This window comes from Pseudomonas sp. JUb52 (genome assembly GCF_004341115.1).
Taxonomy (GTDB): Bacteria; Pseudomonadota; Gammaproteobacteria; order Pseudomonadales; family Pseudomonadaceae; genus Chryseomonas; species Chryseomonas oryzihabitans.
In genome coordinates, this window is the sequence record NZ_SLYS01000004.1 from 203,922 (window position 1) to 230,770 (window position 26,849).

At 66.7% G+C, this 26,849-nt stretch carries 20 protein-coding genes; 11 read left to right on the plus strand and 9 right to left on the minus strand.

The window, feature by feature from the left end; genetic code table 11:
* The first annotated feature begins 6 nt into the window (after positions 1-6).
* From nrdI to EC839_RS08910, 6 genes are all read left to right on the plus strand, one after another.
* Positions 7-411, plus strand: coding sequence for a class Ib ribonucleoside-diphosphate reductase assembly flavoprotein NrdI (nrdI, locus tag EC839_RS08885; RefSeq protein WP_007161292.1), 405 nt, complete (start codon positions 7-9; stop codon positions 409-411).
* Complete coding sequence (gene nrdE, locus EC839_RS08890; RefSeq protein ID WP_080568392.1) at positions 393-2,534, plus strand: class 1b ribonucleoside-diphosphate reductase subunit alpha; 2,142 nt, start codon at positions 393-395, stop codon at positions 2,532-2,534. Before nrdI ends, nrdE begins: the two co-directional genes overlap by 19 nt.
* A gap of 10 nt (positions 2,535-2,544) precedes the next feature.
* The gene (gene nrdF / locus EC839_RS08895) at positions 2,545-3,525 is read left to right on the plus strand and encodes a class 1b ribonucleoside-diphosphate reductase subunit beta (RefSeq protein ID WP_305955930.1); all 981 of its coding nucleotides are present in this window, start codon (positions 2,545-2,547) and stop codon (positions 3,523-3,525) included.
* A gap of 397 nt (positions 3,526-3,922) precedes the next feature.
* Positions 3,923-5,461 carry a DNA-3-methyladenine glycosylase 2 gene (locus EC839_RS08900; RefSeq protein ID WP_007161295.1) on the plus strand — a complete coding sequence of 513 codons (1,539 nt, stop codon included), beginning with the start codon at positions 3,923-3,925 and terminating at the stop codon, positions 5,459-5,461.
* Complete coding sequence (locus EC839_RS08905) at positions 5,458-5,994, plus strand: methylated-DNA--[protein]-cysteine S-methyltransferase (RefSeq protein WP_007161296.1); 537 nt, start codon at positions 5,458-5,460, stop codon at positions 5,992-5,994. The genes EC839_RS08900 and EC839_RS08905 overlap by 4 nt, the downstream gene beginning before the upstream one ends.
* An 87-nt stretch (positions 5,995-6,081) precedes the next feature.
* Positions 6,082-7,947, plus strand: a complete 1,866-nt coding sequence (locus tag EC839_RS08910; protein WP_007161297.1) for a type VI secretion system tip protein VgrG — start codon at positions 6,082-6,084, stop codon at positions 7,945-7,947.
* Positions 7,948-8,016: 69 nt separating this feature from the next.
* On the opposite strand, the gene tkt is transcribed toward EC839_RS08910, so the two are convergent.
* The 5 genes from tkt to EC839_RS08935 form a co-directional block, all read right to left on the minus strand.
* Complete coding sequence (tkt, locus tag EC839_RS08915) at positions 8,017-10,014, minus strand: transketolase (protein WP_007161298.1); 1,998 nt, start codon at positions 10,012-10,014, stop codon at positions 8,017-8,019.
* A gap of 83 nt (positions 10,015-10,097) precedes the next feature.
* Complete coding sequence (locus tag EC839_RS08920) at positions 10,098-10,697, minus strand: membrane integrity-associated transporter subunit PqiC (protein WP_007161299.1); 600 nt, start codon at positions 10,695-10,697, stop codon at positions 10,098-10,100.
* Positions 10,694-12,340 carry an intermembrane transport protein PqiB gene (locus tag EC839_RS08925; RefSeq protein ID WP_007161300.1) on the minus strand — a complete coding sequence of 549 codons (1,647 nt, stop codon included), beginning with the start codon at positions 12,338-12,340 and terminating at the stop codon, positions 10,694-10,696. The genes EC839_RS08920 and EC839_RS08925 overlap by 4 nt, the downstream gene beginning before the upstream one ends.
* Positions 12,324-12,965 (minus strand): paraquat-inducible protein A, encoded by a 642-nt coding sequence (locus tag EC839_RS08930; RefSeq protein WP_132832511.1) that lies wholly within the window; start codon positions 12,963-12,965, stop codon positions 12,324-12,326. Before EC839_RS08930 ends, EC839_RS08925 begins: the two co-directional genes overlap by 17 nt.
* Positions 12,962-13,603, minus strand: coding sequence for a paraquat-inducible protein A (locus tag EC839_RS08935; RefSeq protein ID WP_007161302.1), 642 nt, complete (start codon positions 13,601-13,603; stop codon positions 12,962-12,964). Before EC839_RS08935 ends, EC839_RS08930 begins: the two co-directional genes overlap by 4 nt.
* A gap of 213 nt (positions 13,604-13,816) precedes the next feature.
* Here EC839_RS08935 and EC839_RS08940 point away from each other — a divergent pair, with 213 nt between their 5' ends.
* The 5 genes from EC839_RS08940 (at position 13,817) to EC839_RS08960 (ending at position 20,437) form a co-directional block, all read left to right on the plus strand.
* A complete protein-coding gene (locus EC839_RS08940) occupies positions 13,817-14,815 on the plus strand; it encodes a metalloregulator ArsR/SmtB family transcription factor (protein ID WP_007161303.1) in 999 nt (332 codons plus the stop codon).
* Positions 14,816-14,931: 116 nt separating this feature from the next.
* The gene (metK, locus tag EC839_RS08945; RefSeq protein ID WP_007161304.1) at positions 14,932-16,122 is read left to right on the plus strand and encodes a methionine adenosyltransferase; all 1,191 of its coding nucleotides are present in this window, start codon (positions 14,932-14,934) and stop codon (positions 16,120-16,122) included.
* 170 nt (positions 16,123-16,292) lie between these two features.
* On the plus strand, positions 16,293-16,922 hold the full coding sequence (locus tag EC839_RS08950) for a phosphatase PAP2 family protein (protein ID WP_007161305.1): 630 nt from the start codon (positions 16,293-16,295) through the stop codon (positions 16,920-16,922).
* A gap of 154 nt (positions 16,923-17,076) precedes the next feature.
* Positions 17,077-18,126, plus strand: a complete 1,050-nt coding sequence (locus EC839_RS08955) for a spermidine/putrescine ABC transporter substrate-binding protein (RefSeq protein WP_007161306.1) — start codon at positions 17,077-17,079, stop codon at positions 18,124-18,126.
* Positions 18,113-20,437, plus strand: coding sequence for a bifunctional diguanylate cyclase/phosphodiesterase (locus tag EC839_RS08960; RefSeq protein ID WP_007161307.1), 2,325 nt, complete (start codon positions 18,113-18,115; stop codon positions 20,435-20,437). Before EC839_RS08955 ends, EC839_RS08960 begins: the two co-directional genes overlap by 14 nt.
* Positions 20,438-20,488: 51 nt before the next feature.
* Here EC839_RS08960 and EC839_RS08965 read toward each other — a convergent pair whose 3' ends face one another.
* From EC839_RS08965 to thiI, 4 genes are all read right to left on the minus strand, one after another.
* Entirely contained in the window at positions 20,489-22,426 is a 1,938-nt protein-coding gene (locus tag EC839_RS08965) for an autotransporter domain-containing SGNH/GDSL hydrolase family protein (protein WP_007161308.1), read from the minus strand.
* 307 nt (positions 22,427-22,733) lie between these two features.
* Positions 22,734-23,123: a lysozyme inhibitor LprI family protein gene (locus tag EC839_RS08970; RefSeq protein WP_007161309.1), complete on the minus strand. Its 390-nt coding sequence runs from the start codon at positions 23,121-23,123 to the stop codon at positions 22,734-22,736.
* Between the two features lie 146 nt (positions 23,124-23,269).
* Complete coding sequence (typA, locus tag EC839_RS08975) at positions 23,270-25,087, minus strand: translational GTPase TypA (protein WP_007161310.1); 1,818 nt, start codon at positions 25,085-25,087, stop codon at positions 23,270-23,272.
* Positions 25,088-25,244: 157 nt separating this feature from the next.
* Positions 25,245-26,699, minus strand: a complete 1,455-nt coding sequence (gene thiI / locus EC839_RS08980; RefSeq protein ID WP_007161311.1) for a tRNA uracil 4-sulfurtransferase ThiI — start codon at positions 26,697-26,699, stop codon at positions 25,245-25,247.
* Between the last annotated feature and the right edge of the window lie 150 nt (positions 26,700-26,849).

Consider the following 26,849-nt stretch of genomic DNA (forward strand, 5'->3'; position numbering starts at 1 on the left):
AGGGCCATGGGTGAGTTGCTGTATTTCTCCAGCACCTCGGAGAACACCCACAGATTCGTCAAGAAACTCGGACTGCCGGCGCGGCGCATCCCCCAGGATCTCGCTGCCGAACCGCTCAAGGCGCGCGAGCCCTACATCCTGGTGCTGCCCACCTATGGCGGTGGCGGCAGCAAGGGCGCGGTGCCCAAGCCGGTGATCCACTTTCTCAACGATCCGCACAATCGTGCCCTGATCCGCGGCGTCATCGCCGCGGGCAATACCAATTTCGGCGAGGGCTACTGCCTGGGCGGACGCATCGTTGCCCAGAAATGCGCGGTACCCCTGCTCTACCAATTCGAATTGCTCGGCACGACGGAAGACGTCGACCGGGTGCGCACGGGAGTGAACGACTTTTGGCAACGTCAGGCCTGACCCCGACCGGCAGCGAGGCGGACTACCACGCGCTCAACGCCATGCTCAATCTCTACGGCCCGAACGGCGAGTTGCAGCTGGACAAGGATCGCCAGGCGGCGCGCCAGTACTTCCTGCAGCACGTCAACCAGAACACCGTGTTCTTCCATAACCTGGACGAGAAACTCGACTACCTGGTGGACAAGGGCTACTACGAGGCGGCGGTGCTGGAGCAATACGCCCCGGCCTTCGTCAAGGCGCTGTTTGAGCGCGCCTATGCCTACAAATTCCGCTTCCAGAGCTTCCTGGGTGCCTTCAAGTACTACACCAGCTATACCCTCAAGACCTTCGACGGCCAGCGCTACCTGGAACGCTACGAAGACCGGGTGTGCATGGTCGCCCTGAGTCTGGCCCGTGGTGACGAGGGCCTGGCCGAGTCCCTGGTGGACGAGATGATCAGCGGGCGCTTCCAGCCGGCCACGCCTACCTTTCTCAACGCCGGCAAGCGCCAGCGCGGCGAGCTGGTGTCCTGCTTCCTGTTGCGCATCGAAGACAACATGGAGTCCATCGGTCGCGCGGTGAATTCGGCGCTGCAGCTGTCCAAGCGTGGCGGCGGCGTGGCCTTCCTGCTGAGCAATGTGCGTGAGGTCGGGGCGCCGATCAAGCGCATCGAGAACCAGTCCTCTGGCATCATCCCGATCATGAAGCTCTTGGAAGACGCCTTCTCCTACGCCAACCAGCTGGGTTCGCGCCAGGGCGCCGGGGCCGTCTACCTCAATGCCCACCACCCGGACATCCTGAGATTCCTCGACACCAAGCGCGAGAACGCCGACGAGAAGATCCGCATCAAGACCCTGTCCCTTGGCGTGGTCATCCCGGACATCACCTTCGAGCTGGCCAAGCGCAACGCCGACATGTACCTGTTCTCGCCCTACGACGTGGAGCGGGTCTATGGCGTGCCCTTCGCCGACATCAGCGTGAGCGACAAGTACGCCGAGATGGTGGCCGACGCGCGCATCCGCAAGCGCAAGATCAACGCCCGGGAATTCTTCCAGACCCTGGCGGAGATCCAGTTCGAATCCGGCTACCCCTACCTGATGTTCGAAGACACGGTGAATCGCGCCAATCCCATCGCCGGGCGCATCAACATGAGCAACCTCTGCTCGGAGATCCTCCAGGTCAACACCCCCAGCCGCTTCGACGAAGACCTGGGCTACGAGCATGTCGGCCAGGACATCTCCTGCAACCTGGGCTCGCTGAACATCGCCCGCAGCATGGATTCGCCGGACCTGGGCCGCACCGTGGAGACCGCCATCCGCGGCCTCACCGCGGTCTCGGAGATGAGCGACATTCGCTGCGTACCCTCGGTGGCCGCCGGCAACGCTGCCTCCCACGCCATCGGCCTGGGGCAGATGAACCTGCACGGCTACCTGGCCCGCGAGCATATCCACTACGGCTCGGCCGAAGGCCTGGATTTCACCAATCTGTACTTCTATACCGTCACCTACCACGCGGTGCGCGCCTCCAACCGCCTGGCCATCGAACGCGGCCAGAGCTTCCAGGGCTTCGCCGAGTCCAAGTACGCCAGCGGCGACTACTTCGATCAGTACACCGAGGGCGACTTCACCCCGCGCACCCCGCGGGTGGCCGAGTTGTTCGAGGTGGCCGGCATCCGCCTGCCGACCCGCGCGGACTGGCAGGAACTCAAGGCGTCGGTGATGGCGCACGGCCTGTTCAACCGCAACCTCCAGACCATCCCGCCGACCGGTTCGATCTCCTACATCAACCACTCCACCTCGAGCATCCACCCCATCGTCGCCAAGGTGGAGATCCGCAAGGAAGGCAAGCTGGGCCGCGTCTACTACCCGGCGCCCTATCTGGCCGACGACAACCAGGAGTACTACCAGGACGCCTACGAGATCGGCCCGGAAAAGATCATCGACACCTATGCCGAGGCCACCCGCCATGTCGACCAGGGACTGTCGCTGACGCTGTTCTTCCGCGACACCGCCACCACCCGCGACATCAATCGGGCGCAGATCTACGCCTGGAAGAAGGGCATCAAGACGCTCTATTACATCCGCCTGCGCCAGGCCGCCCTGGAAGGCACCGAGGTGCAGGGCTGCGTGTCCTGCAGCCTGTGAGGAAAAGGTCATGAATGCAGCTATGAACGCCCCGCGCTTGAACCGTATCAACGCCATCAACTGGAACCGCCTGCAGGACGAGAAAGACCTGGAGGTATGGAATCGCCTGACCGGCAACTTCTGGCTGCCGGAAAAGATCCCGCTGTCCAACGACATCCCCTCCTGGGCGACCCTGACGCCCAAGGAACAGCAGCTGACCATCCGCGTCTTCACCGGGCTGACCCTGCTGGACACCATCCAGAACGCCGTGGGCGCCCCTACGCTGCTGGCCGATGCCGTCACCCCCCACGAGGAAGCGGTGATCGCCAACATCGGCTTCATGGAAGCCGTGCATGCGCGCTCCTACAGTTCGATCTTCTCCACCCTCTGCTCGACGCCCGACGTGGACGAGGCCTATCGCTGGAGCGAAGAGAATCCCTATCTGCAGACCAAGGCCGACCTGATCCTTGAGCGCTACCACGCCGAAGACCCGCTGCTGCGCAAGGTGGCCAGCGTCTTCCTGGAATCCTTCCTCTTCTATTCGGGCTTCTACCTGCCGATGTACTGGTCCAGCCGCGCCAAGCTGACCAACACCGCCGACCTGATCCGCCTGATCATTCGAGACGAGGCGGTGCACGGCTACTACATCGGCTACAAATTCCAGCAGGCCCTGGCCAAGGAAAGCCCGGAGCGCCGCCAGCAGGTCAAGGACTTCGCCTACGAGCTGCTGCAGGATCTCTACGACAACGAGGTGGCCTACACCGAGGACCTCTACGACAGCGTCGGCTGGAGCGAGGACGTGAAGAAATTCCTCCACTACAACGCCAACAAGGCGCTGATGAATCTGGGCTTCGAAGCCCTGTTCCCCAGCAGCATGACCGACGTCAGCCCGGCGATCCTCGCCGCCCTGTCGCCCAGCGCCGACGAGAACCACGACTTCTTTTCCGGCTCGGGTTCGTCTTACGTCATCGGCAAGGCGGTCAGTACCGAAGACGAGGATTGGGATTTCTGAGCCAGCCGCCTGCTCCAGCAAGCCCCCTCTTCCCCTGGGAGAGGGTTGGGGTGAGGGCGCCCCGGGCAACGAAGCCCTCAGTGGAAAAGGCTGCGCCGTTTTCCACGCTACGGCGCTGAGCCGTCTTGCTCCGACAAGCCCCCTCTTCCTCTGGGAGAGGGTTGGGGTGAGGGTGCGCCGCGCGACGAAGTCCCCAGTGGAAAAGGCTGCGCCGTTTTCCACGCTACGACGCCAAGTAGTACGGTTTATCGCGGCCATGGCGGTCCGCCGATGCGGCCGCTTCTACAGGGCAGTGCTGCTTTTGTAGGAGCGGCCCATGGCCGCGATAGCTCTCTACGTCAGCGGTCCCGTCCGAAAACGGCCAGTCACCCCTCCCCCGCGGTGCTAACCTGCCGCCATGAACGCCTTCCCCGATATTCCCGCCTTCGAACGCGCCCGCCTGGCGCGGGACCCGCGTTTCGACGGCCTGTTCTACACCGCGGTGCTTACCACCGGCATCTATTGCCGGCCGGTGTGCCCGGCGCAACCGCCACGCCCGGAAAACGTCAGCTACTACCCCAGCGCCGCAGCCGCCGAGGCCGCGGGCTATCGCCCCTGCTTGAGATGCCGTCCGGAGCTCTCCCCCGCCAGCGGCCACTGGCAACGCGGCGACGCCACCCTGGCGCGGGCCCTGCGACTGATGGACGAAGGCCTGGACGACGGCGGTCTGCCCGCCCTCGCCGCCCGCCTCGACCTCAGCGAACGCCAGTTGCGCCGGCTGTTCGTCGAGCGCCTGGGCGCCGCGCCCCTGGCGGTGCTCACCACCCGCCGACTGCTGTTCGCCAAGCAATTGCTCAGCGAGACCCGGCTGCCCATCACCGAGGTGGCCCTGGCCACCGGCTTCGGCAGTCTCAGGCGCTTCAACACCGCCTTTCGCGACGCCTACGGCCTGGCCCCCAGTCAGGTGCGCAAGGGTCAGGCCGCGGCTTCGCCAGTGCTGGTCCTGCGCCTGGCCTATCGTCCGCCCTACGACTTCGTCGCCCAGCTGGATTTCCTCCGCGGCCACGCCCTGCCCGGCGTCGAGGTCCTGGATGACCACAGCTACGCCCGGGTGATCGGTACCCCCGAACAGCCGGGCTGGTTGCGCGTCTCGGCCTGGGACGCCGACACGCCGGCGCTGCGCCTGGAGCTGCACGGCGCCGCCCCTGGAGAGCTGCAGGCCGCGGTGGCGCGTATCCGCCGCATGTTCGATCTGGACGCCGATCCCGAAGCCATCGCCCAGGGCCTGGCGGTCGATCCGACCCTGGCCGAACTGGTGGCGCGCCGGCCCGGCCTGCGCCTGCCCAGTGGCTGGGATGGCTTCGAGATCGCCGTGCGCGCCGTCATCGGCCAGCAGGTCAGCGTGGTGGCGGCCACCACCATGACCGCCCGGGTGGTGCAGCGCTTCGGCCGCCCCTGGGGCGAGCCCGGTCACGAGGCCAGTCGACCGCCAGCCGGTCTGCATCACTTCTTTCCCACGGTGGACGCCCTGGCCGATGCCGCCCTGGAAGACCTCACCGGCCTCGGCCTGATCCGCGCCCGCGCCGGTACCCTGGGTACGGTAGCCAGAGCGCTGCGCGCCGGCGAGGTGGACTTCGACACCGGCCGCACCCTGGACGATTTCGCCCGGCGCTGGATCGCGCTCAAGGGCATAGGGCCCTGGACCGCCCAGTACATCGCCCTGCGCGCCCTGGCCCATCCCGACGCCTGCCCGGTGGAAGACCTGATGCTGCAGAAGCGCCTGGCGCCCCCGGGCGAGCGCCTGACCGCCAAGGCCCTGTACGCCCGCGCCGAAGCCTGGCGGCCCTGGCGTGCCTACGGGGTGATGCAGGTCTGGCGCGAAGCCACCTGGAAGGCGCCCGCCGATGCCCCCGCCGAACCCGTTCCCACCCGTCTCGCCAAGGAGTCGCCCCGATGATCGCCTACTGCCTGCTGGACAGCCCCATAGGAACGCTCACCCTGGCCGCCGACGACAGTGGCCTGCGCGTGGTGGAGTTTCCCGAGAATCGCTACCTGGCCAAGCGTGACGCCAGCTGGAGCGCCGCCGACCACCCGATCCTCGATCTGGCCCGCGTACAGCTCGGCGAGTACTTCGCCGGGCAGCGCCAGACCTTCGAGCTGCCCCTGGCACCGCGCGGTACCCCCTTCCAGCTGGCGGTCTGGCAGGCCCTGGCGGAAATCCCTCACGGCCGGACCTGGAGCTATGGTCAACTCGCCAGCCATCTCGGTCGGCCCCAGGCGATGCGCGCGGTGGGCGCCGCCAACGGGCGCAATCCGCTGCCCATCGTGCTGCCCTGCCACCGGGTGATAGGGGCGTCCGGCGCCCTGACCGGCTTTGGTGGCGGCCTGCCGACCAAGCAATTCCTGCTGGAGCTGGAGGGCGCGCTGCCGCCGCCGCAGGATCTCTTCGCCGCCTCCCAGCCTGACACTGCGCCAGAATATGCCTACTAAAATGCTCTAGAATGCGGCTTTCAGCCCTTGAGCCGGTGCAACCCTGTAGCGCACACTGGAGCTTTCGATTCGCAAGGACGCGATGCGATGTTCAGCTCAGCCAATACCCCACTCTTCACCCTGACGCTGGACGGCGTCGCCCAGGATTTCCAGTTACTCGCCTTCGACGGCCACGAGGCCATCGGCCAGCCCTATCGCTTCCAGCTCGAGCTGGTCAGCGAGCGCCCGGACTGGCCGCTGGAAGCGCTGTTGCAGCGGCCCGCCTTTCTCGCCCTGGGTCCGGGTGACCAGGGCATCCACGGCCAGCTCGCCGCCGTGGCCCAGGGCGATACGGGCCGGCGCCTGACCCGCTATCGCGCCGACCTGGTACCGCGCCTGGCCAGCCTGGCCCACCGCGTCAATTCCCGCATCTTCCAGGGGCGCAGCGTGCCCGAGATCCTGACACAGCTGCTCGAGGAGCACGGCATCCTCGACGGCGACTATCGCTTCGCCCTGGGGCCGACGCGCTATCCGCCGCGCGACTACTGCGTGCAGTACGGCGAAAGCGATCTGGCCTTTCTGACCCGCCTCTGCGAGGAAGAAGGCCTGCACTTCCACCACCAGCATCGCCGCGACGGCCATGTGCTGGTGTTTGGCGATGACGCCACCGGCTTTGCGCGGCTGGGCGCCACCCGCTATCGACCCGGCAGTGGCCTGGTGGCGGAGGAACCCGTGATCAGTCGCCTGGCGGTCGGCCTGCAGATCCGCAGCAGCGCCGCAACCCTGCGCGATCACGACCCATTGCAACCTCGGCTGCGCCTGCACAGCAGTGCGGACGCCGCGGCTCAGCCCGCGCTGGAAGACTATGGCTTTCCCGGCCGCTTCACCGATCGCGCTACCGGCCAGCGCCTGAGCAGCCGGCGCCTGGAGCGCCTGCGAGGGGACGCCGTTCAGGCCGAGGGCGCGAGCGACCAGCCCAGCCTGGTGAGCGGGCATTTCCTGCCACTGGAACAGCACCCGCGCGCCGACTGGAATCAGCTCTGGCTGCTGACCGAGATCCAGCACCAGGGTCGCCAGCCCCAGGTCCTAGAGGAAGACGCTGCCGACGCCATCCCGGCCGACGGCTGGCGACAGGGCTATCGCAACAGCTTTGTCGCGCGGCCCTGGACGCAGCCCTTCCGCCTGCCCCTGCGCCATCCCAAGCCCAGACTGCTGGGCGCCCAGAGCGCCGTGGTCACCGGACCGGCCGGCGAGGACATCCATTGCGATGCCCTGGGCCGGATCAAGGTGCAATTCCACTGGGGTCGCCAGGGCCAGGCCGATGAGCGCAGCAGCTGCTGGCTGCGGGTCGCCAGCGGCTGGGCGGGTGACGGCCATGGCGCCCTGGCGGTGCCGCGGATCGGCATGGAGGTGCTGGTGGGCTTTCTCGAAGGCGATCCCGACCAACCCCTGGTGATCGGCTGCCTGTACCACGCCGAGCATCGCCCACCGCTGGAGCTGCCCCGGGTCAAGACCCGCAGCACCTTCAAGAGCCTCAGCAGCCCCGGCGGCAATGGCTACAACGAATTGCGCAGCGAGGATCAAGAGGGTCAGGAAGAGATCCATGTCCATGCCCAGCGCGACTGGGACGAACGCATCGGCCATGATCACCGCAGCGAGATCGGCCACGAGCGTCGTGAGCGCATCCGCGGCAACAGCTACAGCGAATTCCACGCCGAGGAACACCGCATCACCCGGGGCGAGCGCCGCAGCGAGGTGCGCGCCGACGACCACCTGGACATCGGCGAGAGTCAGCACCTGCGGCTGGACGCCAGCCTGCCGGTCGAGGCCGGCAGCGAGATCCGGCTCCAATCCGGCCAGAAGGTCGTCCTGGAAGCCGGCGCCTGCCTGACCCTCAAGGCCGGCGGCAGCTTCGTGCAGCTGGAGGCCGGCGGGGTCACCCTGGCAGGGCCGAGCATCCGGGTGAATCCCTGAGCAGGCACTGAATCCCGGGCATAAAAAAGCCACGCTTCAGCGTGGCTTTTTCTATTAGCGCGGCAGGACTCAGTCTTCCAGCAACTCGCCGGCCACCGCCAGGACGTTGTCCAGGGTGAAGCCGAAGTGCTCGAACAGCGCGGCCGCCGGCGCGGATTCGCCGTAGGTGTGCATGCCGATGATGCGCCCGTCGAGACCGACGTACTTGTACCAGAAGTCGGCGATGCCGGCTTCGATGGCGATGCGGGCGCCGACTTCCACCGGCAGGACCTGCTGGCGGTACTCGGGGCTCTGGCGGTCGAAGACGCTGGTGCTGGGCATGGAGACCACGCGCACGTTGCGACCTTCGGCGCTCAGGCGCTCGTAGGCCTGCACCGCCAGGCCGACTTCGGAGCCGGTGGCGATGAGGATCAGCTCGGGCTCGCCCACGCAGTCCTTGAGCACGTAGCCGCCGCGGGCGGCGTTGCCCAGGGTGGCTTCGTCACGCACGCTGTGGGCCAGGTTCTGGCGCGAGAAGATCAGCGCGCTGGGACCGTCGCGACGCTCCAGGGCCGCGGTCCAGGCGATAGCGGATTCCACCGCATCGGCCGGACGCCAGGTGTCCAGGTTGGGGGTGTAGCGCAGCGAGGCCAGTTGCTCCACCGGCTGGTGGGTGGGGCCGTCTTCGCCGAGGCCGATGGAGTCGTGGGTGAAGACATAGAGCACCCGCTGCTTCATCAGCGCCGACATGCGCACCGCGTTGCGGGCGTATTCCATGAACATCAGGAAGGTGGCGCCGTAGGGCACCAGGCCGCCGTGCAGGGCGACGCCGTTCATGATGGCGCTCATGCCGAATTCACGCACGCCGTAGTGGACGTAGTTGCCGCTGGCGTCTTCGGCGGTGACGCCCTTGGCGCCCTTCCACAGGGTCAGGTTGGAACCGGCCAGGTCGGCGGAACCGCCGAGCAGCTCGGGCAGCAGCGGACCAAAGAACTGCAGGGCGTTCTGGCTGGCCTTGCGGCTGGCGATGGTCTCGCCCTTGGTGGCGACGTCCTGGATGAAGGCGGCGGCGCGCTCGGCGAAATCGGCGGGCAGGTCACCGGCCATGCGGCGCTTGAATTCGGCGGCCAGCTGCGGATGGGCCTGGGCGTAGGCGGCGAAGCGCTCGTTCCACTCGGCTTCGGCGGCGGCGCCGCGCTCCTTGGCGCTCCAGTCGGCATAGAGCTCGGCGGGAATCTCGAAGGGCGCATGGGACCAGCCGAGCAGCTCGCGAGCGGCCTGGATCTCGTCGTTGCCCAGGGGGGCGCCGTGGCACTCTTCCTTGCCCTGCTTGTGCGGCGCGCCGTAGCCGATCACGGTCTTGCAGCAGATCAGGGTGGGCTTGTCGCTCTTACGCGCGGTGTCCAGGGCGGTCCTGATCTCGTCGGCGTCGTGGCCGTCGACGTTGCGGATCACCTGCCAGCCGTAGCTCTCGAAGCGCTTGGGGGTGTCGTCGGTGAACCAGCCCTCGACCTCGCCATCGATGGAGATGCCGTTGTCGTCATAGAAGGCGATCAGCTTGGACAGGCCCAGGGTACCGGCCAGGGAGCAGACCTCGTGGGAAATGCCTTCCATCATGCAGCCATCGCCGAGGAAGGCGTAGGTGTGGTGGTCGACGATCTGGTGGCCGTCGCGGTTGAACTGGGCGGCCATGACCTTTTCCGCCAGGGCGAAGCCTACGGCGTTGGCGATGCCCTGGCCCAGGGGACCGGTGGTGGTCTCGATGCCCGGGGCGTAGCCGTATTCGGGGTGGCCCGGGGTCTTGCTGTGCAGCTGACGGAAATTCTTCAGGTCGTCGATGGACAGGTCGTAGCCGGACAGGTGCAGCAGCGAATAGATGAGCATGGAGCCGTGGCCGTTGGACAGCACGAAGCGGTCACGGTCAGCCCACTGGGGGTTGCCAGGGTTGTGCTTGAGCTGATCGTGCCAGAGCACCTCGGCGATGTCGGCCATGCCCATGGGGGCGCCGGGATGGCCGCTGTTGGCTTTTTGCACGGCATCCATGCTGAGGGCACGGATGGCGTTGGCTCGATCACGACGGCTGGGCATTGCGGTGTCTCCTGGCAGAGGCAAAGCGAAAGGGCCATCATTCTGGCCCAGCCAGGGCACTTCCAGCAATCGGCGCGGTCGCCTCAGCCCGCCGGGCAGACCGTCGCGCCGTCGGCCACGAAGGCCCGCGCCACCGGTTCGATACGCCTGGCCAGGGCCGCCAGGGCCTGGCGGTGCGCTGCGACGACCTCGGCATAGGAGGCGCCGGCGGGCTGGCTGATCCGGCTGCCGCAGGTGAGCACCCGCTCGCCACCCGGTTCGGCCAGGCGCAGGGTCCAGAGCGCGTCCTGCTGGACGCCGCGCCCGGGCTGCGAATCGAAGCGCTGCAGATCCACCTTGATGCGCAGCACCGGAGCGCCAGTGCCGCGCGGGGCATCGCCCAGGTCCAGGGTGCCGAGATCCCGGGACAGGTCGGCGGACAGGGCGCTGCGCACCTCGTCGGCCAGGGGCGCGATCCAGCGTTCGTTTTCCAGCAGAGCGATGCCGTCGCCCTGGCGCACCACCAGCTGCGGCTGATCCACCTGGGGCGGCACCGAGACGCTCTGCAGGGCGAAGCGGAAGTCCGCGGCGCGCGCCTGGCTGGCGGGCTCCGCGGCGCTGGTCAGGGTGTGGTAGTTGAGCGGTGTCTTGGACGAACAGGCGGCCAGCAGCAGGGGCAGAGCCAGGCAGGTCAGGCGCTTCATTGCAGTTTTCCTTTGGCGGGATCGCGGGAGCCTGGTTCGAACTTGGGCGGCGGATCGGTCACCAGACCGCGGATCAGGGATTCCGGATGACGGCCGAGGTAGTCGCCGAACACGCGCAGGGAACGCGCCATGCGCTGCATCTCTTCCAGGGTCTGGGTCAGATTCTGCTGCACCGGGGAATCCGCACCGAGACTCTGGCTGGCGCTGCCGGTGAGTTGCTGCACGCCCATCAGGGTGGTGGTCAGCTGCGGCAGAACCCCGGCGTTGAGTTGCTTGAGGGTGCCGCTGAGCTGCGCCAGGCTGGTGTCGAGATTCTTGCCGATGGAATCGAAGGGGATCTTGTCGATCTTGTTGACGATGCCGGCCATCTGCTCCTGCAGGCGATCGAAGCTGCCGGTGACGGTGGGAATCGACAGCGGCTTGGCCTGGGGATCGAAGGCCACCTTGGGCGCATTAGGCACGAAGTCGACGGAAATATAGAGCTGGCCGGTCAGCAGGTTGCCGGTGCGGGCCTGGGCGCGCAGACCGCGGGCCACCCAGCCGGCGAACAGCTTGCCGTCGCGGTCCTTGGTCTCGATGCGCTTGCCGACGTCGCCCAGCCGCTGGGGATAGATGACCGCGCCGACGATCAGCGAGAAGCGATCCTGGGCGTCCTCATAGTCGGGGGTCAGGGAGACCACCCGGCCAACGTTCATGCCCAGGAATTCCACCGGCGCCCCGGTCGCAAGCCCGCGCAGCGACTGCTGGAATCTCATCCGCACATAGAAAGGCTCGCCATCCGGCGGGGCCAAGGCGCTGGTCTGGTCGTCGAACAGGGTGAAACTCTGGTCTTCCTGGGCCTCCTCGGGATCCTTGGGCCATTCGGGGGTGACGAAGGCGATGCCGCCCGCCACCACCGTGGCCAGCGACTGGGTATTGAGCTTGAGGCCGGAGGCGCTGAGCGAGACATCGACCCCGCTGGCGTTCCAGAAGCGGCTGTTGGCGGTGACGAAGCGGTCGTAGGGCGAATCGACGAAGATCTGGGCGCTGACGCCCTTGCCGTCTTGGTTGAGGTGGAAGGACACCACCCGGCCGACCTGGATGCGCCGGTAATAGACCGGCGAGCCGACGTCCAGCGAGCCGATGTCGTCGGCGGTGACGATGAATCTCTTGCCCGAGGCGCCGTGGATCAGCGCCGGCGGCTGCTCCAGGCCGCGGAAGTCGCGATGGGACTCGGTGGAGTCACCGATGTCGGCGCCGATGAAGGCGCCCGACACCAGGGTGTCGACCCCCGAGACGCCATTGACGCCGAAGCGCGGCCGCACCACCCAGAAGCGGGCGTCCTTGGTGGCAAAGCCCTCGGCGGACTTTTCCAGCTCGATGGTGGTGATCACCCGGTTGCGATCCGGCGCCAGCTGGATGTCGCTGACGGTGCCGATCACCACGTTCTTGTACTTGACCTGGGTCTTGCCGGCTTCCAGGCCCTCGGCGGTGAGAAAGGTCACTGTGATGGTCGGCCCGCGCGAGGCCCAGCTGTGGATCACCATGGACAGCCCGATCAGGGCCGCCACGATGGGCACCAGCCAGATCAGCGATACGCTCCAGCGACTGCGGCGTACCTCGGGGGTAGGCGCCAGGGCGTCGGGTTCATGCCTGTCCGTCATCGTTCACCTCTGCATCCCAGATCAAGCGGGGATCGAAACTCATCGCGGCGAGCATCGTCAGCACCACCACGAAACCAAAGAACACGATACCCAGGCGCGGCGCCGCCGAACTCAGGGCACCGAAGTGCACCAGCGCCGAGACCAGGGCCACCACGATCACGTCGAGCATCGACCAGTAGCCGATCAGCTCGACGAAGCGATAGAGCCGGGCACGCTGGGCGGTGGCCCAGTCGCTGCGGCGCTGGCAACTCACCAGCAGGGTGCCGAGCACCAGAAACTTGATGGAGGGCACCGCCACGCTGGCGATGAAGATCACCAGGGCGACGCCCCAGGAGCCGTTCTCCCAGAATTCGATCACCCCTTCGAGGATGGTGCTTTCCGTGCCGCGGCCCAGGGTACCGGTGAACATCACCGGCAGGGTATTGGCCGGGATATAGAGGATCAGCGCAGCGAGCAGATAGGCCCAGGTCTTGGCATAGACGTTCGGCTTGCGCCGGTGCAGCGCCGAGCTGCAGCGCGGGCAGCCGGCCTTGCGATGGTGTGGCGCGGTGCAGACCTTGCCGCAGACGTGGCAGAGGCACAGGCCGAGTTCGTCGGCGCGCGGCGGCAACTGTGGCGCGCTCAAGACTGGCGCTCCCCGACGGCGTCCCACAGCGGGTGCAGGTCGCGCTTGGCGATGATCAAGAGGACCACCATCAGCCCGACCATGCCGAACAGGCCCAGGCCCACCACCACGTGCAGCAGGCCGGCCAGCTTGATCACCGCCACCAGGGCGCCGAGCACGAAGACCTCGATCATGCTCCAGGGCCGCAGGTAATGCAGGGTGACCATGGCCGTGGCGAAGCCGGGGGCACGCCGGCCGAGTTGGGCGAAGCCGAGCACCCAGAGCAGCAGCAGGATCTGCAGCAGCGGCACGACGAACAGGGTCATGGCCACCACCAGCGCCATGGGGCCGGCGAAGCCGCGACTCATGGCGACCACCGACTCCAGCAGGGTCGCCTCGCTGTGCAGGCCGCGAAAGCTGAGCTGCAGGATGGGCCCGACGTTGGCGATGACGAACAGCACCGCCGCGGCGATCGCCAGCGCCAGCAAGCCCTGGATGTCCAGGCGGCTGGCGCGATAGAGCAAGGCGCCACAGCGCAGGCAATGCGCCCGTTCGCCGGCGGCAAGCGGCTCCAGGCGATGCACCGAATCGCAGTGCTCGCAGATCACCAGGCGCGTGCCGGCGGCAGGCGCGGAAGGGGACGGTGGCTGGACGGACATGGGTTACCCGGTGACGCTCCTGGAAGAGGGCTGCAGGTTGGACGCGCGAGTCTCGCGGTCGTTACCGCAAGCCTGCGACGACCGCTGAGCAAAAGGCCCCGGCATCTTACCTTCCTCGACGAAGGTATGCGCGGCCCGCCGCCATGGACAAGTATCAAAACTTTTTGATGCTTTTCTTGCGAGGCCCGGGACGGGTCTCTAGACTAGCGCCCCATGAATCCGCTCCGCGTGCCGGCGCTCGGCCAAGAACCAGGAGATACCCTCGCCGCCCTGTGCAAGGCCGGCGGCGATCCCCTGCGCCTGAACGTCCTGCGCGCCCTGCACAGCGCCTCCTTCGGCGTGCTGGAACTGGCGCAGATCTTCGCCACCGGCCAGTCCGGCATCAGCCACCACCTCAAGGTGCTGGCCCAGGCCCAACTGGTGGCCACGCGCCGCGAGGGCAATGCCATCTTCTATCGCCGCGCCCTACCCCGCCCCGGCAGCCTGGGTGGCGCCCTGCACGCCGCCCTGCTCGAAGAGGTGGACGCCCTGGACCTGCCCAGCGCGGTGCAGACGCGGATCACTGAGGTGCATGCCCAGCGCGCGGCGGTGAGTCGCGACTTCTTCGCCCGGGTGGCGGAAAAATTCCAGGCCCAGCAGGACCTCATCGCCAGCCTGCCGCAGTATCGCGACGGTCTGCTCAGCCTGCTGGACGCCCTGGCCCTGGATCCGCGCGGCTGCGCCCTGGAAGTGGGCCCGGGCGACGGCGCCTTCCTGCCGGACCTGGCACGGCGTTTCGCCCGGGTGGTGGCGGTGGACAACAGCCCGGCCATGCTCGAACTGGCGCGCCAGCGCTGCCAGCGCGACGGCCTCGCCCATGTCGAACTGCAACTGGCCGACGCCCTCGCCGAGCCACTGCCAGCGGCCGACTGCGTGGTCCTCAACATGGTCCTGCACCACCTCGCCGCCCCGGCGGAGGCGCTGCAGCAGCTGGCCCGCCGCGTGGCGCCGGGGGGCAGTCTGGTGATCACCGACCTCTGCCCCCACGACCAGACCTGGGCGCGCGCGGCCTGTGGCGATCTCTGGCTCGGCTTCGACCAGGACGAACTGGCGCGCTGGGCCCAGGCCGCCGGCCTGCATGCGGGCGAAAGCCTCTACCTCGGCCTGCGCAACGGCTTTCAGATCCAGGTGCGCCAGTTCGCGCGCCCGGATCAGGGAAACACCCCGTCATGAGGCCAACCGGCCAGTGGCGGGCGGACCCGACGCTCAAGGGCGTCATGTCCAGCAAGGAAACTGCTGTCTCGACCGGCCTGCGGGCCCCTACCCCTTGGTAATTTAGGAACCATTCGATGAGCGAATATTCCCTGTTCACCTCCGAGTCCGTGTCCGAAGGCCATCCGGACAAGATCGCCGACCAGATCTCCGATGCCGTGCTCGACGCCATCATCACCCAGGACAAGCACGCCCGCGTGGCCTGCGAGACTCTGGTCAAGACCGGTGTGGCCATCGTCGCCGGCGAGGTGACCACCTCCGCCTGGGTCGACCTGGAGCAACTGGTGCGCGACGTCATCGTCGACATCGGCTACGACAGCTCGGACGTGGGCTTCGACGGCGCCACCTGCGGCATCGTCAACATCATCGGCAAGCAGTCGGTGGACATCGCCCAGGGCGTCGATCGCAGCAAGCCGGAAGACCAGGGCGCCGGTGACCAGGGCCTGATGTTCGGCTACGCCTGCAACGAGACCGATGTGCTGATGCCCGCGCCCATCACCTTCTCCCACCGCCTAGTGGAACGTCAGGCCGAGGCGCGCAAGTCGGGCCTGCTGCCCTGGCTGCGTCCGGACGCCAAGTCCCAGGTGACCTGCCGCTACGACGGCGGCAAGGTGGTCGGCATCGACGCCATCGTGCTGTCCACCCAGCACAATCCCGAGGTCAAGTACGCCGACCTGCGCGAAGCCGTGATGGAGCTGATCGTCAAGCACGTCATCCCCGCCGAGCTGCTACACAAGGACACCCAGTTCCACATCAACCCGACCGGCCAGTTCATCATTGGCGGCCCGGTGGGTGACTGCGGTCTGACCGGCCGCAAGATCATCGTCGACAGCTACGGCGGCATGGCCCGTCACGGCGGTGGCGCCTTCTCCGGCAAGGACCCGTCCAAGGTCGACCGCAGCGCCGCCTATGCCGGTCGCTACGTGGCCAAGAACATCGTCGCCGCCGGCCTCGCCGAGCGCTGCGAGATCCAGGTGTCCTACGCCATCGGCGTGGCCCAGCCCACCTCCATCTCGATCAACACCTTCGGCACCGCCAAGATCAGTGACGAGAAGATCGTGCAGCTGGTGCGCGAGCATTTCGACCTGCGCCCCTACGCCATCACCACCATGCTCGACCTGCTGCACCCGATGTACCGGGCCACCGCCGCCTACGGTCACTTCGGCCGCCATCCCCAGGAAATCACCGTGGGCGATGACACCTTCACCACCTTCACCTGGGAACGTACCGATCGCGCCGCCGCCCTGCGCGCCGCTGCCGGTCTGTAAGACGCCTCCCGGCGATCAGCCCCGCCACCTCAGGTGCCGGGGCTTTTTTCTGGGTCTGTAACGGGAATCCCAGCACTTTCTTGCGCCAGTCCACAGGCTGGCACGCGCGATGCAACCTCTGGGCATCCGGTGGTCAGAATGCCTCGTCTTCTCCAGGAGTGTGCTTATCCATGTGGCTGTTCATCACCAACTTCGGCGATTCCTCGGTGATGCTTCCCTGTGCGGTGCTGATCGCGCTCTGGCTGCTGGCCGGTCTGTCCGCGCGGGCGGCACTGCTCTGGTTGCTGCTGTTTGGTGCTGCCAGTCTCAGCGTTGCCCTGTCGAAGATCGCCTTCTTTGGCTGGGGCCTGGGCATTCCGCGCCTGGACTTCACCGGTTTCAGCGGCCACTCCATGCTGGTGGGCAGCGTGCTGCCGGTCCTCGGCTGGCTATTGGCCGGCCGGGCACGGCCGTCGCTGCGGCTGACCGCGGCCGCCCTGGGCGCGCTGTGCGCCTTGCTCATCGCCGTCTCGCGGGTGGTACTGGGCTATCACTCGATCTCGGAAGTGGTGACCGGCCTGCCCATCGGCTACGCCGCCAGCGGCAGCCTGCTGTGGCTGCTGCGTGGCCAGGAGGTCAACCTCAAACCGCGCCAGGCCGCGCTGGGCGCCAGCCTGCTGCTGTTGCCCCTGCTGTTGCTGCATGGCACCAATGCGCCGACGCAACGGGTGCTGGAACGTCTGGCGGTGAAATTCGCCGACGAGCAGAATCCCTGGACTCGCGCCCATCAGCGTGCCAGGGTGGCGCCGCTGCAGAACTGAGGGTCAGAACTCAGCGCGTGCAATAGATGGCGCCCGCGGCTGGCGAATACGCAGAGGACTTCTAGACTGGCAGAAGCCCTGACGTTCCCGGGGTGAACGTCAGGGCCTTTCGGCCGCTCCTATCTAAGTCAGTCCTTGCCGCCGAGTCGTCCGCATGCGCTACTGCCTCCCCCTTGTCTGCAGTCTGGTGTTCATCGGGTTGCCCGCTTCACCCGTGGCGGCTGCCGACCCGTTGCGGCTCTATACCTGGGAAGGCTATTTCAGCGACACCCTGCTGCAGCGCTGGGCCAAGGCCCACTCCCCCCTGCAGGAAATCCATTTCGACAGCAGCGACGTGCGCGACGCCACCCTGGCACGCGGCGACGCCGATCTCGACCTGGTGGTGATCAACGAGGTCAGCGCCACCCGCCTCGGCCAGGACGGCCTGCTGATGCGTATCGATCCCCAGCGCCTGCCCCATCTGAGCGAGCTCGATCCGCGCTGGCGCCAGAGTTGCGGCGACTACGCCGTGCCCTACGTCTGGGGCACCCTGGGTCTGCTCTACCGCAGCGATCGCCTGGCCCAGGCGCCTTCGTCATGGCAGCCGCTGCTGCAGCCGGAGCCAACCCTGCACGGCCATATCGCCATGCTCGAAGACCATGACGATCTGCTGGTGCCCCCCCTGATCACCCTGGGCGCGGCCATCAACAGCGACGATCCCGAGTTGCTCAGACGCAGCTTCGCCCTGCTCAAGGCCCAGGCACCGGCGGTGCTGACCTATCAGTACGTGGTCAGCGCCCTGCACAATCCGGCCTACAGCGATCGTATCGAGCTGGCCCTGGGCTACAGCGGCGACCAGCACCTGCTCAATGCCGCGACGCCCGGGCAGCCCTGGCGCTTCGTCACGCCTCGCGAGGGCAGCCTGCTGTGGGTGGACTGCGTGGCCCTGCTCAGCAGCTCCCGGCACCAGGCCGCCGCCTGGCGCTTCATCGATTTTCTCAACGAACCGCGCAATGCCGCGCTGGCGACCGAAGACCTGCATCTGGCGACCCCTAATGCGGGTGCCCTGCGCCTGCTGCCGGCAGACCTGCGTCAGGATCCCAGCCTCTTTCCCCCCGACGACGTACTCGCCCGCAGCCAGGTATTTCGCGAAGGTCCACCCGATACCTTCCAGACCCGGCAACGCATCGGCAGTGCTCTGGTAGGTCGCCATGACGCTCAATAGACGCGCCCTGCTGCTGATCCTGCCGGTCGCCCTGCTCTGCAGCCTGACCCTGGTGGGGCTGGGCTACACGGTGCAGCGCGAAGCGGTGATCGGCCTCGAACGCTCGCGGGTCAACCACGACCTGGCGGCACTGGAAACCTCCTATCGCGAGTACGACCACTTCAGCCGCAACCTGCTCTATGCCCTGTCCAACAGCGCTGCCCTGGGCAACTTTCTGCGGCAGACCGAGGTGCCCTATCGCAACGAAGCCCTGGGTACCCAGCTGCAACTGGCAGTGCGTCAGCTGGCCGGCGACGATGCGCCCAGCCACATCTCCCTGGCGATCGCCCGCCCCGACCTCAGCCTGGCCTACTACTACGAACGCAGTGGCGACCCCTTCGCCCAGCTGAGCGCTGCCCAGCGGCAGCTGCTCGAACACCTGGCCCAGGAGCCGAGCGGCCCGCTGGAGCGGCGCGACTACCTGCTCGACGAACAGGGGCGATCGTTGCTGGTGGCGACCACCTCGCTGCTGCCGAGCACGGCCGGACCACCCCTGCCGGGCCAGCGTGGGCTGGCGATGACGCTGCAATTGGCGGTCAGCCCGGACCGGATGGAGGCCATGCGCCGTACCCTGGAACAGAGCTATGGCGCGCCCCTGGAATTCACCCGGACGCTGCCCGTCCGCACCAGCGATTTCACCGCCGTCGAGCGGCTGTCACCTGACCTCTATGTCCGCCTGACCCCGGACCCGGAGCACCTGGACAAGCAATTGCGCCGCCTGGCCATCGCCTATTTCAGCGGCGGCCTGCTGGTGACCCTGGCCTGCATCCTGGTACTGATCGTCCTGATCCGCCGCTATATCACCCGGCCCATCGCGCGGCTGGACACTCAGCTCACCGAGGTCCTGGAAGGTCAGCGCCAGGCGCTCGAAACCGGCAACGAACCCGGTGAGATCGGCCATCTTGGCGCCAACATGAAGCGCCTGCACGACAACAACCTGGCTATCCTGGCGCAGTTGCGCACGGCCTTGCGCACCGACGTCCTCACCCAGATCGGCAACCGCCGCTACTTCCAGCTCATGGGTGAATCCTGGCTGGCGGGCAAGCCGGACGGCCGCGGCATCGCCCTGCTCTATTTCGGACTCGACCATTTCAAGTCGGTGAACGACAGATTCGGTCACGAGGTGGGCGATGAGCTGCTGCAAGCCGTAGCCCGGCAGACCCAGCAACAGCTCGAGGCCTATCAGGTAGACAACGAGCTGGTGTTCACGCGGCTGGCGGGTGATGAATTCGCCATCCTGCTGCGCGGCCCGGCGGCAGCAACCGACGCCCTCGCCCTGGGCCAACAGCTGCAGCAGAACCATGACAATGGCACCCTGGTTGGCGAGCGTCGCTATGCCGTGACCCTGAGCATCGGTCTGGCGACCCCCGAGGCCCCGCTGGATCTGGCCGACCTGCTGGCCCAGGCCGACCTGGCCCTGAACCGGGCCAAGAACGAAGGCGGCAACCGCCTGGTGCACTTCACCCCCGAACTGGCCGCGCGCCAGCGGCGCCAGGATCTGTTGGACGAGCACCTGCGGCGTATGAATCCGGACGAGGAATTCCATCTCGTCTATATGCCCGCGGTCGACAGCAACGGCCAGGTGCGCTCTGCCGAAACCCTGCTGCGCTGGAATTCGCCACGCCTAGGTCCGGTGTCACCGGCGGAATTCATCCCCATCGCCGAACGCCAGGGGCACTTTCGCTGGATCGATCGCTGGGTCGTGGACCAGGCCTGCCGTGAATACCCGGCGCTGCAGGAGGTGCTGGGCAGCGACCTGGTGCTGTCCATCAACCTGTCGTCGGCGCAACTGGATCAGGCCGACATCGTGCCCTATCTGCGCGAGCGGGTCCGCCACCACGGTGTCGATCCGGGCCGATTGGAACTGGAATTCACCGAGACTTTCGCCGCCGAGTTGAACGAGCGAACCCTGGGGCTGCTGCACGAACTGCGTGCCGAGGGCTTTCGTGTGGCCATCGACGACTTCGGTGTCGGCTACACCTCCATCCAGCAGGTCACCGACTATCCCGCCGACACCATCAAGTTCGACCGGCTCATCGTCGAGCGCCTCAGCCAGCCCGGCAACCAGGCCAGCCTGGATGCACTCATCGCCTTCTGCCACGCCCGCGACGCCCAGGTGATCGCCGAGGGCGTGGATACCGAACTCAAGCAGCTCTGCCTGCAGCAGGCCGGTTGCGATCTCCTGCAGGGCTTTCTGGTCTGCCCGCCCCGGCGCCTGGACGAATTGCGCGACTGGCAGCGCCAGCGCCTGGGCGATCCCAGCCGGGTCTAGCAGCGATGCCCGCTGACACGCCGTCAATGGGCATCGCCCGCAGCGCAGCGATTAGAAGTCCAGCGACAGGCCCAGGCTCACGCCCTGCTGGTGGCTATCGCCTGCGCTGGCATAGCTGTAGCCACCGCGCAGGGTCAGCTCCGGGGTCAGCCGCTGGACCACGCCCAGGCTCAGCCGGGTGCGCTCGCTGTCGGGCTGGTAGCCATCCAGGGTGTAGTCCAGGCCCGGCACACTGTTCAGGCGCATGGTCACGTCGCGGGTGCCGTCGGCGAATTCTCGCTCGCGACCCAGATCGGCGAACAGCGCCGTGGCCGGCGCGAGTTGCCAGCGCCCCTGCAGACCCAGTCCCAGTCGCCGCGAGGTGCTCGACTGGTCGTCGAATTCCAGCGCCGTGGCGTCATTGCCACGCTCCCGATAGCCGTCCACCTGGACGCGGGCATAGTCGGCGCTGAGATAGGGACTCAGGTGCCAGGGACTGCCGGCCGCCGCCAGGTCGTAGCCCAAGCGCGCCGAGAGGGCGCGCAGATCGCCGTCGGTGTCGCCCTGCTCGTTGCGGGTGGTCGGGCCGAGGGCGAAGCGGCGGCTCAGGTCGTCATAGTCCAGCCGGCCACCGGTGGCGGTGAGGTCGCCCCAGAGGCGCTCGCCCTGGTACTGGGCGAAGGCGCTGAGCAGATAGCTGTTGAGGCGATAGCTGGAATCGGCCGCGCCGGGCTCCAGGTGCTGGCGTGCGACGCCAGCCGCCACGCCGAGGCGCCACTCCTCGCTGAGTCGATAGCTGCCGCCCAGATCCAGGCTGTAGCCGTTGCCATCGCCGCCGGCGGTGCTGCGCTGGTCGTCGACGTCCAGGCGCCGCGCGCTGGTATCCACATAGCCCTGCCAGCGCCCCACCGGCTGCCAGGCATGCCAGTCGCCCAGCCAACGCTGGTGCAGGCCGTCCTGGTGCGCCCGGAGGGTGGACTGGGCCATCTCCGGCAGCAGGGTGACCTCCCAGGGCGCCGCCAGCAGCGAATAGGCGTAGTCGGCGATCAGCCGCTGACCGGTGATGGTGGGGTGGACGCGATCGTTGAACAGCAGCTGGCTGGGATCGGCCGCCGCCGCGCCCAGGCCATAGGTGGTGTTGCGCGCACAGCTGTCGCCGCTGAAGCAGGTGCCGGTGAGGTTCTGCCCGCTGGCCAGGCCATAGCGGCCCGGTTCGGCCACCACCTCGGCCAGCAGCTGGGGCACGTTGAGGCCGATGATCTGGGCGTCGATGCCGGCCAGACGTGCGACCAGCGCCTGGTTGTAGACCCGGCTCAAGGCCGAGCTGGCCGCCTGTTGCGGCGAACCGGCCAGGGCCGGGGTCTGGCCGATGTCGGGCAAGAGCCAGACCACCATGTACCGAGCGCCGGCCTGCTGCAGCGCAGCCACGCCGTCGCCCAGGCGATTGGCTGCCGCCGCCGCGGTGGCCGGCGAGGTGACCAGGCCCTGGAGGAAGTCGTTACCCCCGCCGCTGATGTAGAACAGGGTGTTGGGATCCAGGCCCAGTCCCTGGCTGGCAAGTCCGGGCAGGTAGCCATCGCGGCTGCGCAGGGTCAGGCCACCCACCGCCACCACCGAACCGTTGCGAGCGGTGATGGAATCGCGGATTTGCGCCGTGGTGTAGCCACCCGTGGCCCAGTTGTCGCCATCGCTCAGGCCGATCCGCTGGTTGATCAGGGAGGTCGAGGCGTCCAGGGTACGGACATCGAAGCCCAGTTGCTGACCGAGCAGGATCGAGGACACCGGTCCGGTGACCGCACCGCTGGCCGGGCTGTAGCCGGGACCGACGCGGTTGGTGAATCTGAGGCTGGCACCATTGACCCCGGTATCGGGAAATTGCCCGGCATCGAGCAGGCTGTCGCCGAACACGGTGAAGCCACTGTAGGGATTAGGAGCCGCCTGGGCGTTTGCCGCGAGCGCCGTGGCCAGGGCGATGGCCAGCGGCAGGCGTTGCCTGAGAAAAGATGTCATGCCTGCATCCTTGGTTGTTGTTATCGGGGCACGCGTCAGGGCGTGTCGCCTCACGCTAGACGGTTTTCATGACGTTGTATCTGGGTGTAAACAAAAACATGGAAGACATTTATTTGGCGTGAACGGCATGCGAGATGGCTGTCGGCAATTCGACCGGAGCGGCCTGCCATGACTGTCGAGTCTGCCGATCAATCCGTGGGCGCTCATCGGAACGATGACGCCGAGCGCCCGCTCTGGATAGCCCCCTCTCCCCCCCGGGAGAGGGTTGGATGAGGGAACGGCGCGCCCCCCTATCCCGCCAGCTACCTCACTGCCCCAGCTTGCCCGCCTCGCAACCGGTGCTGGCGCATTCGCGCAGGCGTTCCTTGAGCACCTCCAGACGGCTGTCGGTCAGGCTGACGGCGCAATCCAGGTTGACGAAGTAGCCATCGGCTTCCTCCCGGGCGCACTGGCTGTCGCGCTGCTTGATCCAGGCCAGCTGGCTCTGCTTGAGCACGGCCTGCTGATCAGCCGGCAGCTGCTTGCGCAACTCCCCATAGGTCTGGTTCAACGACTTGTCGCTCTGGGCGAACAGGTTGCTGGCGCAGTAGACGGTATCGAAGGCATTGCGCGGCGTGCCGCAACCGGCGGCCTGGGCCGTGGCGAACGCGAAGAGACCGCTCAGGGCGAGAGCGGCGACGAGGGTGGTCTTGAGCATGGCAGCATCCTGCAAAAGGGGCCGTCCCGAATGGCGCGGCCGCAGGGCAAAAGCTAGCAAAGCCGCCGGTCCCGCGCGCGGCATTCGCCGCAAGACAGGCAACAAAAAAGCGCCCGAAGGCGCTTTCCTGCATGACCCGAGCGGGATCAGACCTTGGAACGCTCGAAGCGCTTGCGGTCGTTCTCGTTCAGGAACTTCTTGCGCAGACGGATGGACTTGGGCGTCACTTCCACCAGCTCGTCGTCGGCGATGAATTCCAGCGCCTGCTCGAGGGTGAACTTGATCGGCGGCACCAGGGCGATGACTTCGTCCTTGCCCGAGGCGCGCATGTTGTCCAGCTTCTTGCCCTTGGTGGGGTTGAGCACCAGGTCGTTGTCACGGCTGTTGATGCCGCACAGCTGGCCTTCATAGATCTCGTCGCCCGGCGCCAGGAACAGCTTGCCGCGGCTCTGCAGGGTTTCCAGCGAGTAGGTCAGGGCGGTACCGGTGGCCATGGACACCAGCACGCCGTTCTGACGGTTGCTCACTTCGCCGGCCTTGATCGGGCCGTAGTGGCTGAAGGTCGAGGTCAGGATGCCGCTGCCCGAGGTCAGGGTCAGGAAGTTGTTACGGAAGCCGATCAGGCCACGCGCCGGGATGGTGTATTCCAGGCGGATACGGCCCTTGCCGTCGGGGATCATGTTGGTCAGATCGCCCTTGCGCAGACCCATCTGCTCCATCACCGAGCCCTGGTGCTGCTCTTCGATGTCGATGGTGACGTTCTCGTAGGGCTCCTGCTTCTCGCCGTCCTTCTCGATGATCACCACTTCCGGACGGCCCACGGCCATCTCGAAGCCTTCGCGGCGCATGTTCTCGATCAGAACCGACAGGTGCAGCTCGCCACGACCGGAGACCTTGAACTTCTCGGCCGACTCGCCCGGCTCGACGCGCAGGGCCACGTTGTGCAGCAGTTCCTTGTCCAGACGGTCCTTGATGTTGCGGCTGGTGACGAACTTGCCTTCACGACCGGCGAACGGCGAGTCGTTGACCTGGAAGGTCATGCTCACGGTGGGCTGGTCGACGGTCAGCGGCGGACGGGCTTCGACGTTCTGCGGATCGCACAGGGTGTCGGAGATGAACAGCTCGTCCATGCCCGAGACGCAGACGATGTCGCCGGCTTCGGCTTCGGCCACTTCCACGCGCTGCAGGCCGGAGTGGCCCATGATCTTGAGGATACGACCGTTGCGCTTGCTGCCGTCGTCGCTGATGGCCACGACCGGGGTGTTGGCCTTAATGCGGCCACGGGCGATACGGCCGATGCCGATCACGCCGAGGAAGCTGTTGTAGTCCAGCTGGGAGATCTGCATCTGGAAGGGACCATCCAGATCGACCTGGGGCGCCGGGACGTGGTCGACGATGGCCTGGAACAGGGCATCCATGTTGTCGTCCATCTTCTCGTGGTCCAGGCCGGCGATGCCGTTCAGGGCGCTGGCGTAGACGATCGGGAAGTCCAGCTGCTCATCGGTGGCGCCGAGGTTGTCGAACAGGTCGAAGATCTGGTCGATGACCCAGTCCGGACGCGCGCCGGGACGGTCGATCTTGTTCACCACCACGATCGGACGCAGGCCGGCCTTGAAGGCCTTCTGGGTCACGAAGCGGGTCTGCGGCATGGGGCCGTCCTGGGCGTCGACCACCAGCAGCACGGAGTCGACCATGGACATCACGCGCTCCACCTCGCCACCGAAGTCGGCGTGGCCGGGGGTGTCGACGATGTTGATGTTGTAGTCCTTCCACTTCAGCGCGGTGTTCTTGGCCAGGATGGTAATGCCGCGTTCCTTTTCCTGGTCGTTGCTGTCCATCACCCGCTCGTTTTCCGCTTCTTTGCGGTCCAGGGTGCCCGACAGGCGCAGCAGCTTGTCGACGAGGGTAGTCTTGCCATGGTCGACGTGCGCGATGATGGCGATGTTGCGTAGTTTCTCGATCACAGTGGTGTTCTCGGTATAGAAATGAAGGAGCTTCAGCCAGCAGGCTGACAGCCAGAGATTGCAAAGGCGCGAAACGCGGCCGACGGCAGAGCAGCCGTCCGGCTAGAAGAGGTCGGGAGGGCGGTGGCGGATACTGCCACCCAGCAGGCCCGGCTGCTTAGGCCGGACGATAAACGCGCACATTGGCGTGCCCTTCGGTGAGCAGGTGATGGGCGTGCAGTCGGCTCATCACCCCGCGATCGCAATAGAGAAGGTACTGGCGATTCTCGTCCAGTTCCTTGAAACGGCTGTTCAGCGCGAAGAACGGCATGGCCTGCACCTCGATGCCGGGCAGTTCCAGCGGCTGGTCTTCCTGGGCGTCGGGATGGCGGATGTCCACCACGATCTGCCCGGGCAGCGGCTGGTCCACCTCTTCCACCTGCACGTCCTTGCCCAGCTCCTCGATCACCTTGTCGACGGTGATGAAGCGCGCACGCTCCAGGGCGGCGTCGAGCACCGCCAGGTCGAACTTGCCTTCCTCGTGCTCCACCCGCAGGGCCTTGGCCTTGGTGGTGGGATTCACCGAGATGATGCCGCAGTATTCGGGCATGTGCTTGGCGAAGTCGGCGGTGCCGATGCGCTGGGCGGTGTCGATGATGTCCTGCTTATGGCTGGCCAGCAGCGGGCGCAGCACCAGGGTATCGGTGGCCTTGTCGATCACCGCCAGGTTGGTCAGGGTCTGGCTGGAGACCTGGGAGACGGCTTCGCCGGTCACCAGCGCCTCGATCTGCAGCTGCTCGGCGATGCGGCTGGCCGCGCGCAGCATCATGCGCTTGAGGATGACGCCCATGTGGCTGTCGTCGCACTGGGTGAGGATCTGCCCCACCACTTCCTCGAAGGGCACGCTGATGAACAGCACACGCTGGGAGCGCCCGTACTTTTCCCAGAGATAGTGGGCCACTTCCATCACGCCCAGCTCGTGGGCGCGCCCGCCGAGATTGAAGAAGCAGAAATGGCTGACCATTCCCCGTCTCATCATCTGGTAGGCGGCCACGGTGGAATCGAAACCACCGGACATCAACACCAGCACCTGCTCCAGGGCGCCCAGCGGATAACCGCCAAGCCCTTCATGGTGCTCGTCGATGATGAACAGCTGCTGGTCGCGGATCTCCAGGCGGACGGTCATCTCGGGATTCTTCAGGGCGATGCCGGCACCGCCGCAGCGCTCGCGCAGACCACCGCCGACATAGCGCTCCACGTCCATCGAAGAGAAGTCGTGCCGGCCGGCGCGCTTGCAGCGCACCGAGAACACCTTGCCGCGCACCCGCTCGCCGAAGTGGCGCTCGCACAGGGCGAGGATGGACTCGAAGTCACCCAGCGGATATTCGTGCACTTCGAGGAACTGACCGATGCCAGGGGTGCAGGCCAGGCGCTGCTTCATTTCCGCCAGCAGCCGCGGCTCGGCGAGCGCGGTCTCCAGGGTGATGTTGTCCCAGACCCCTTCCACGCGGACATCCGGATCCAGATCGCGCAGCACGACACGAATGTTCTTCACCAGCTGGCGAATGAAATTCTTGCGCACCGGGCGACTCTTGATGGTGATTTCCGGAAAGACCTTGATGATGAGCTTCATGAGCGGGAAACAGGGGGCGGGCAACGCGAAAGAAAAGGGCGAATATGATACCTGAAAACCACTCCGCACTCGAATTCAGCCGACAAAATCACCTAAGGCGCCATTAAGGTGCATCCACAGAATTAGACGCACCAAATTGGTGCCTTAATA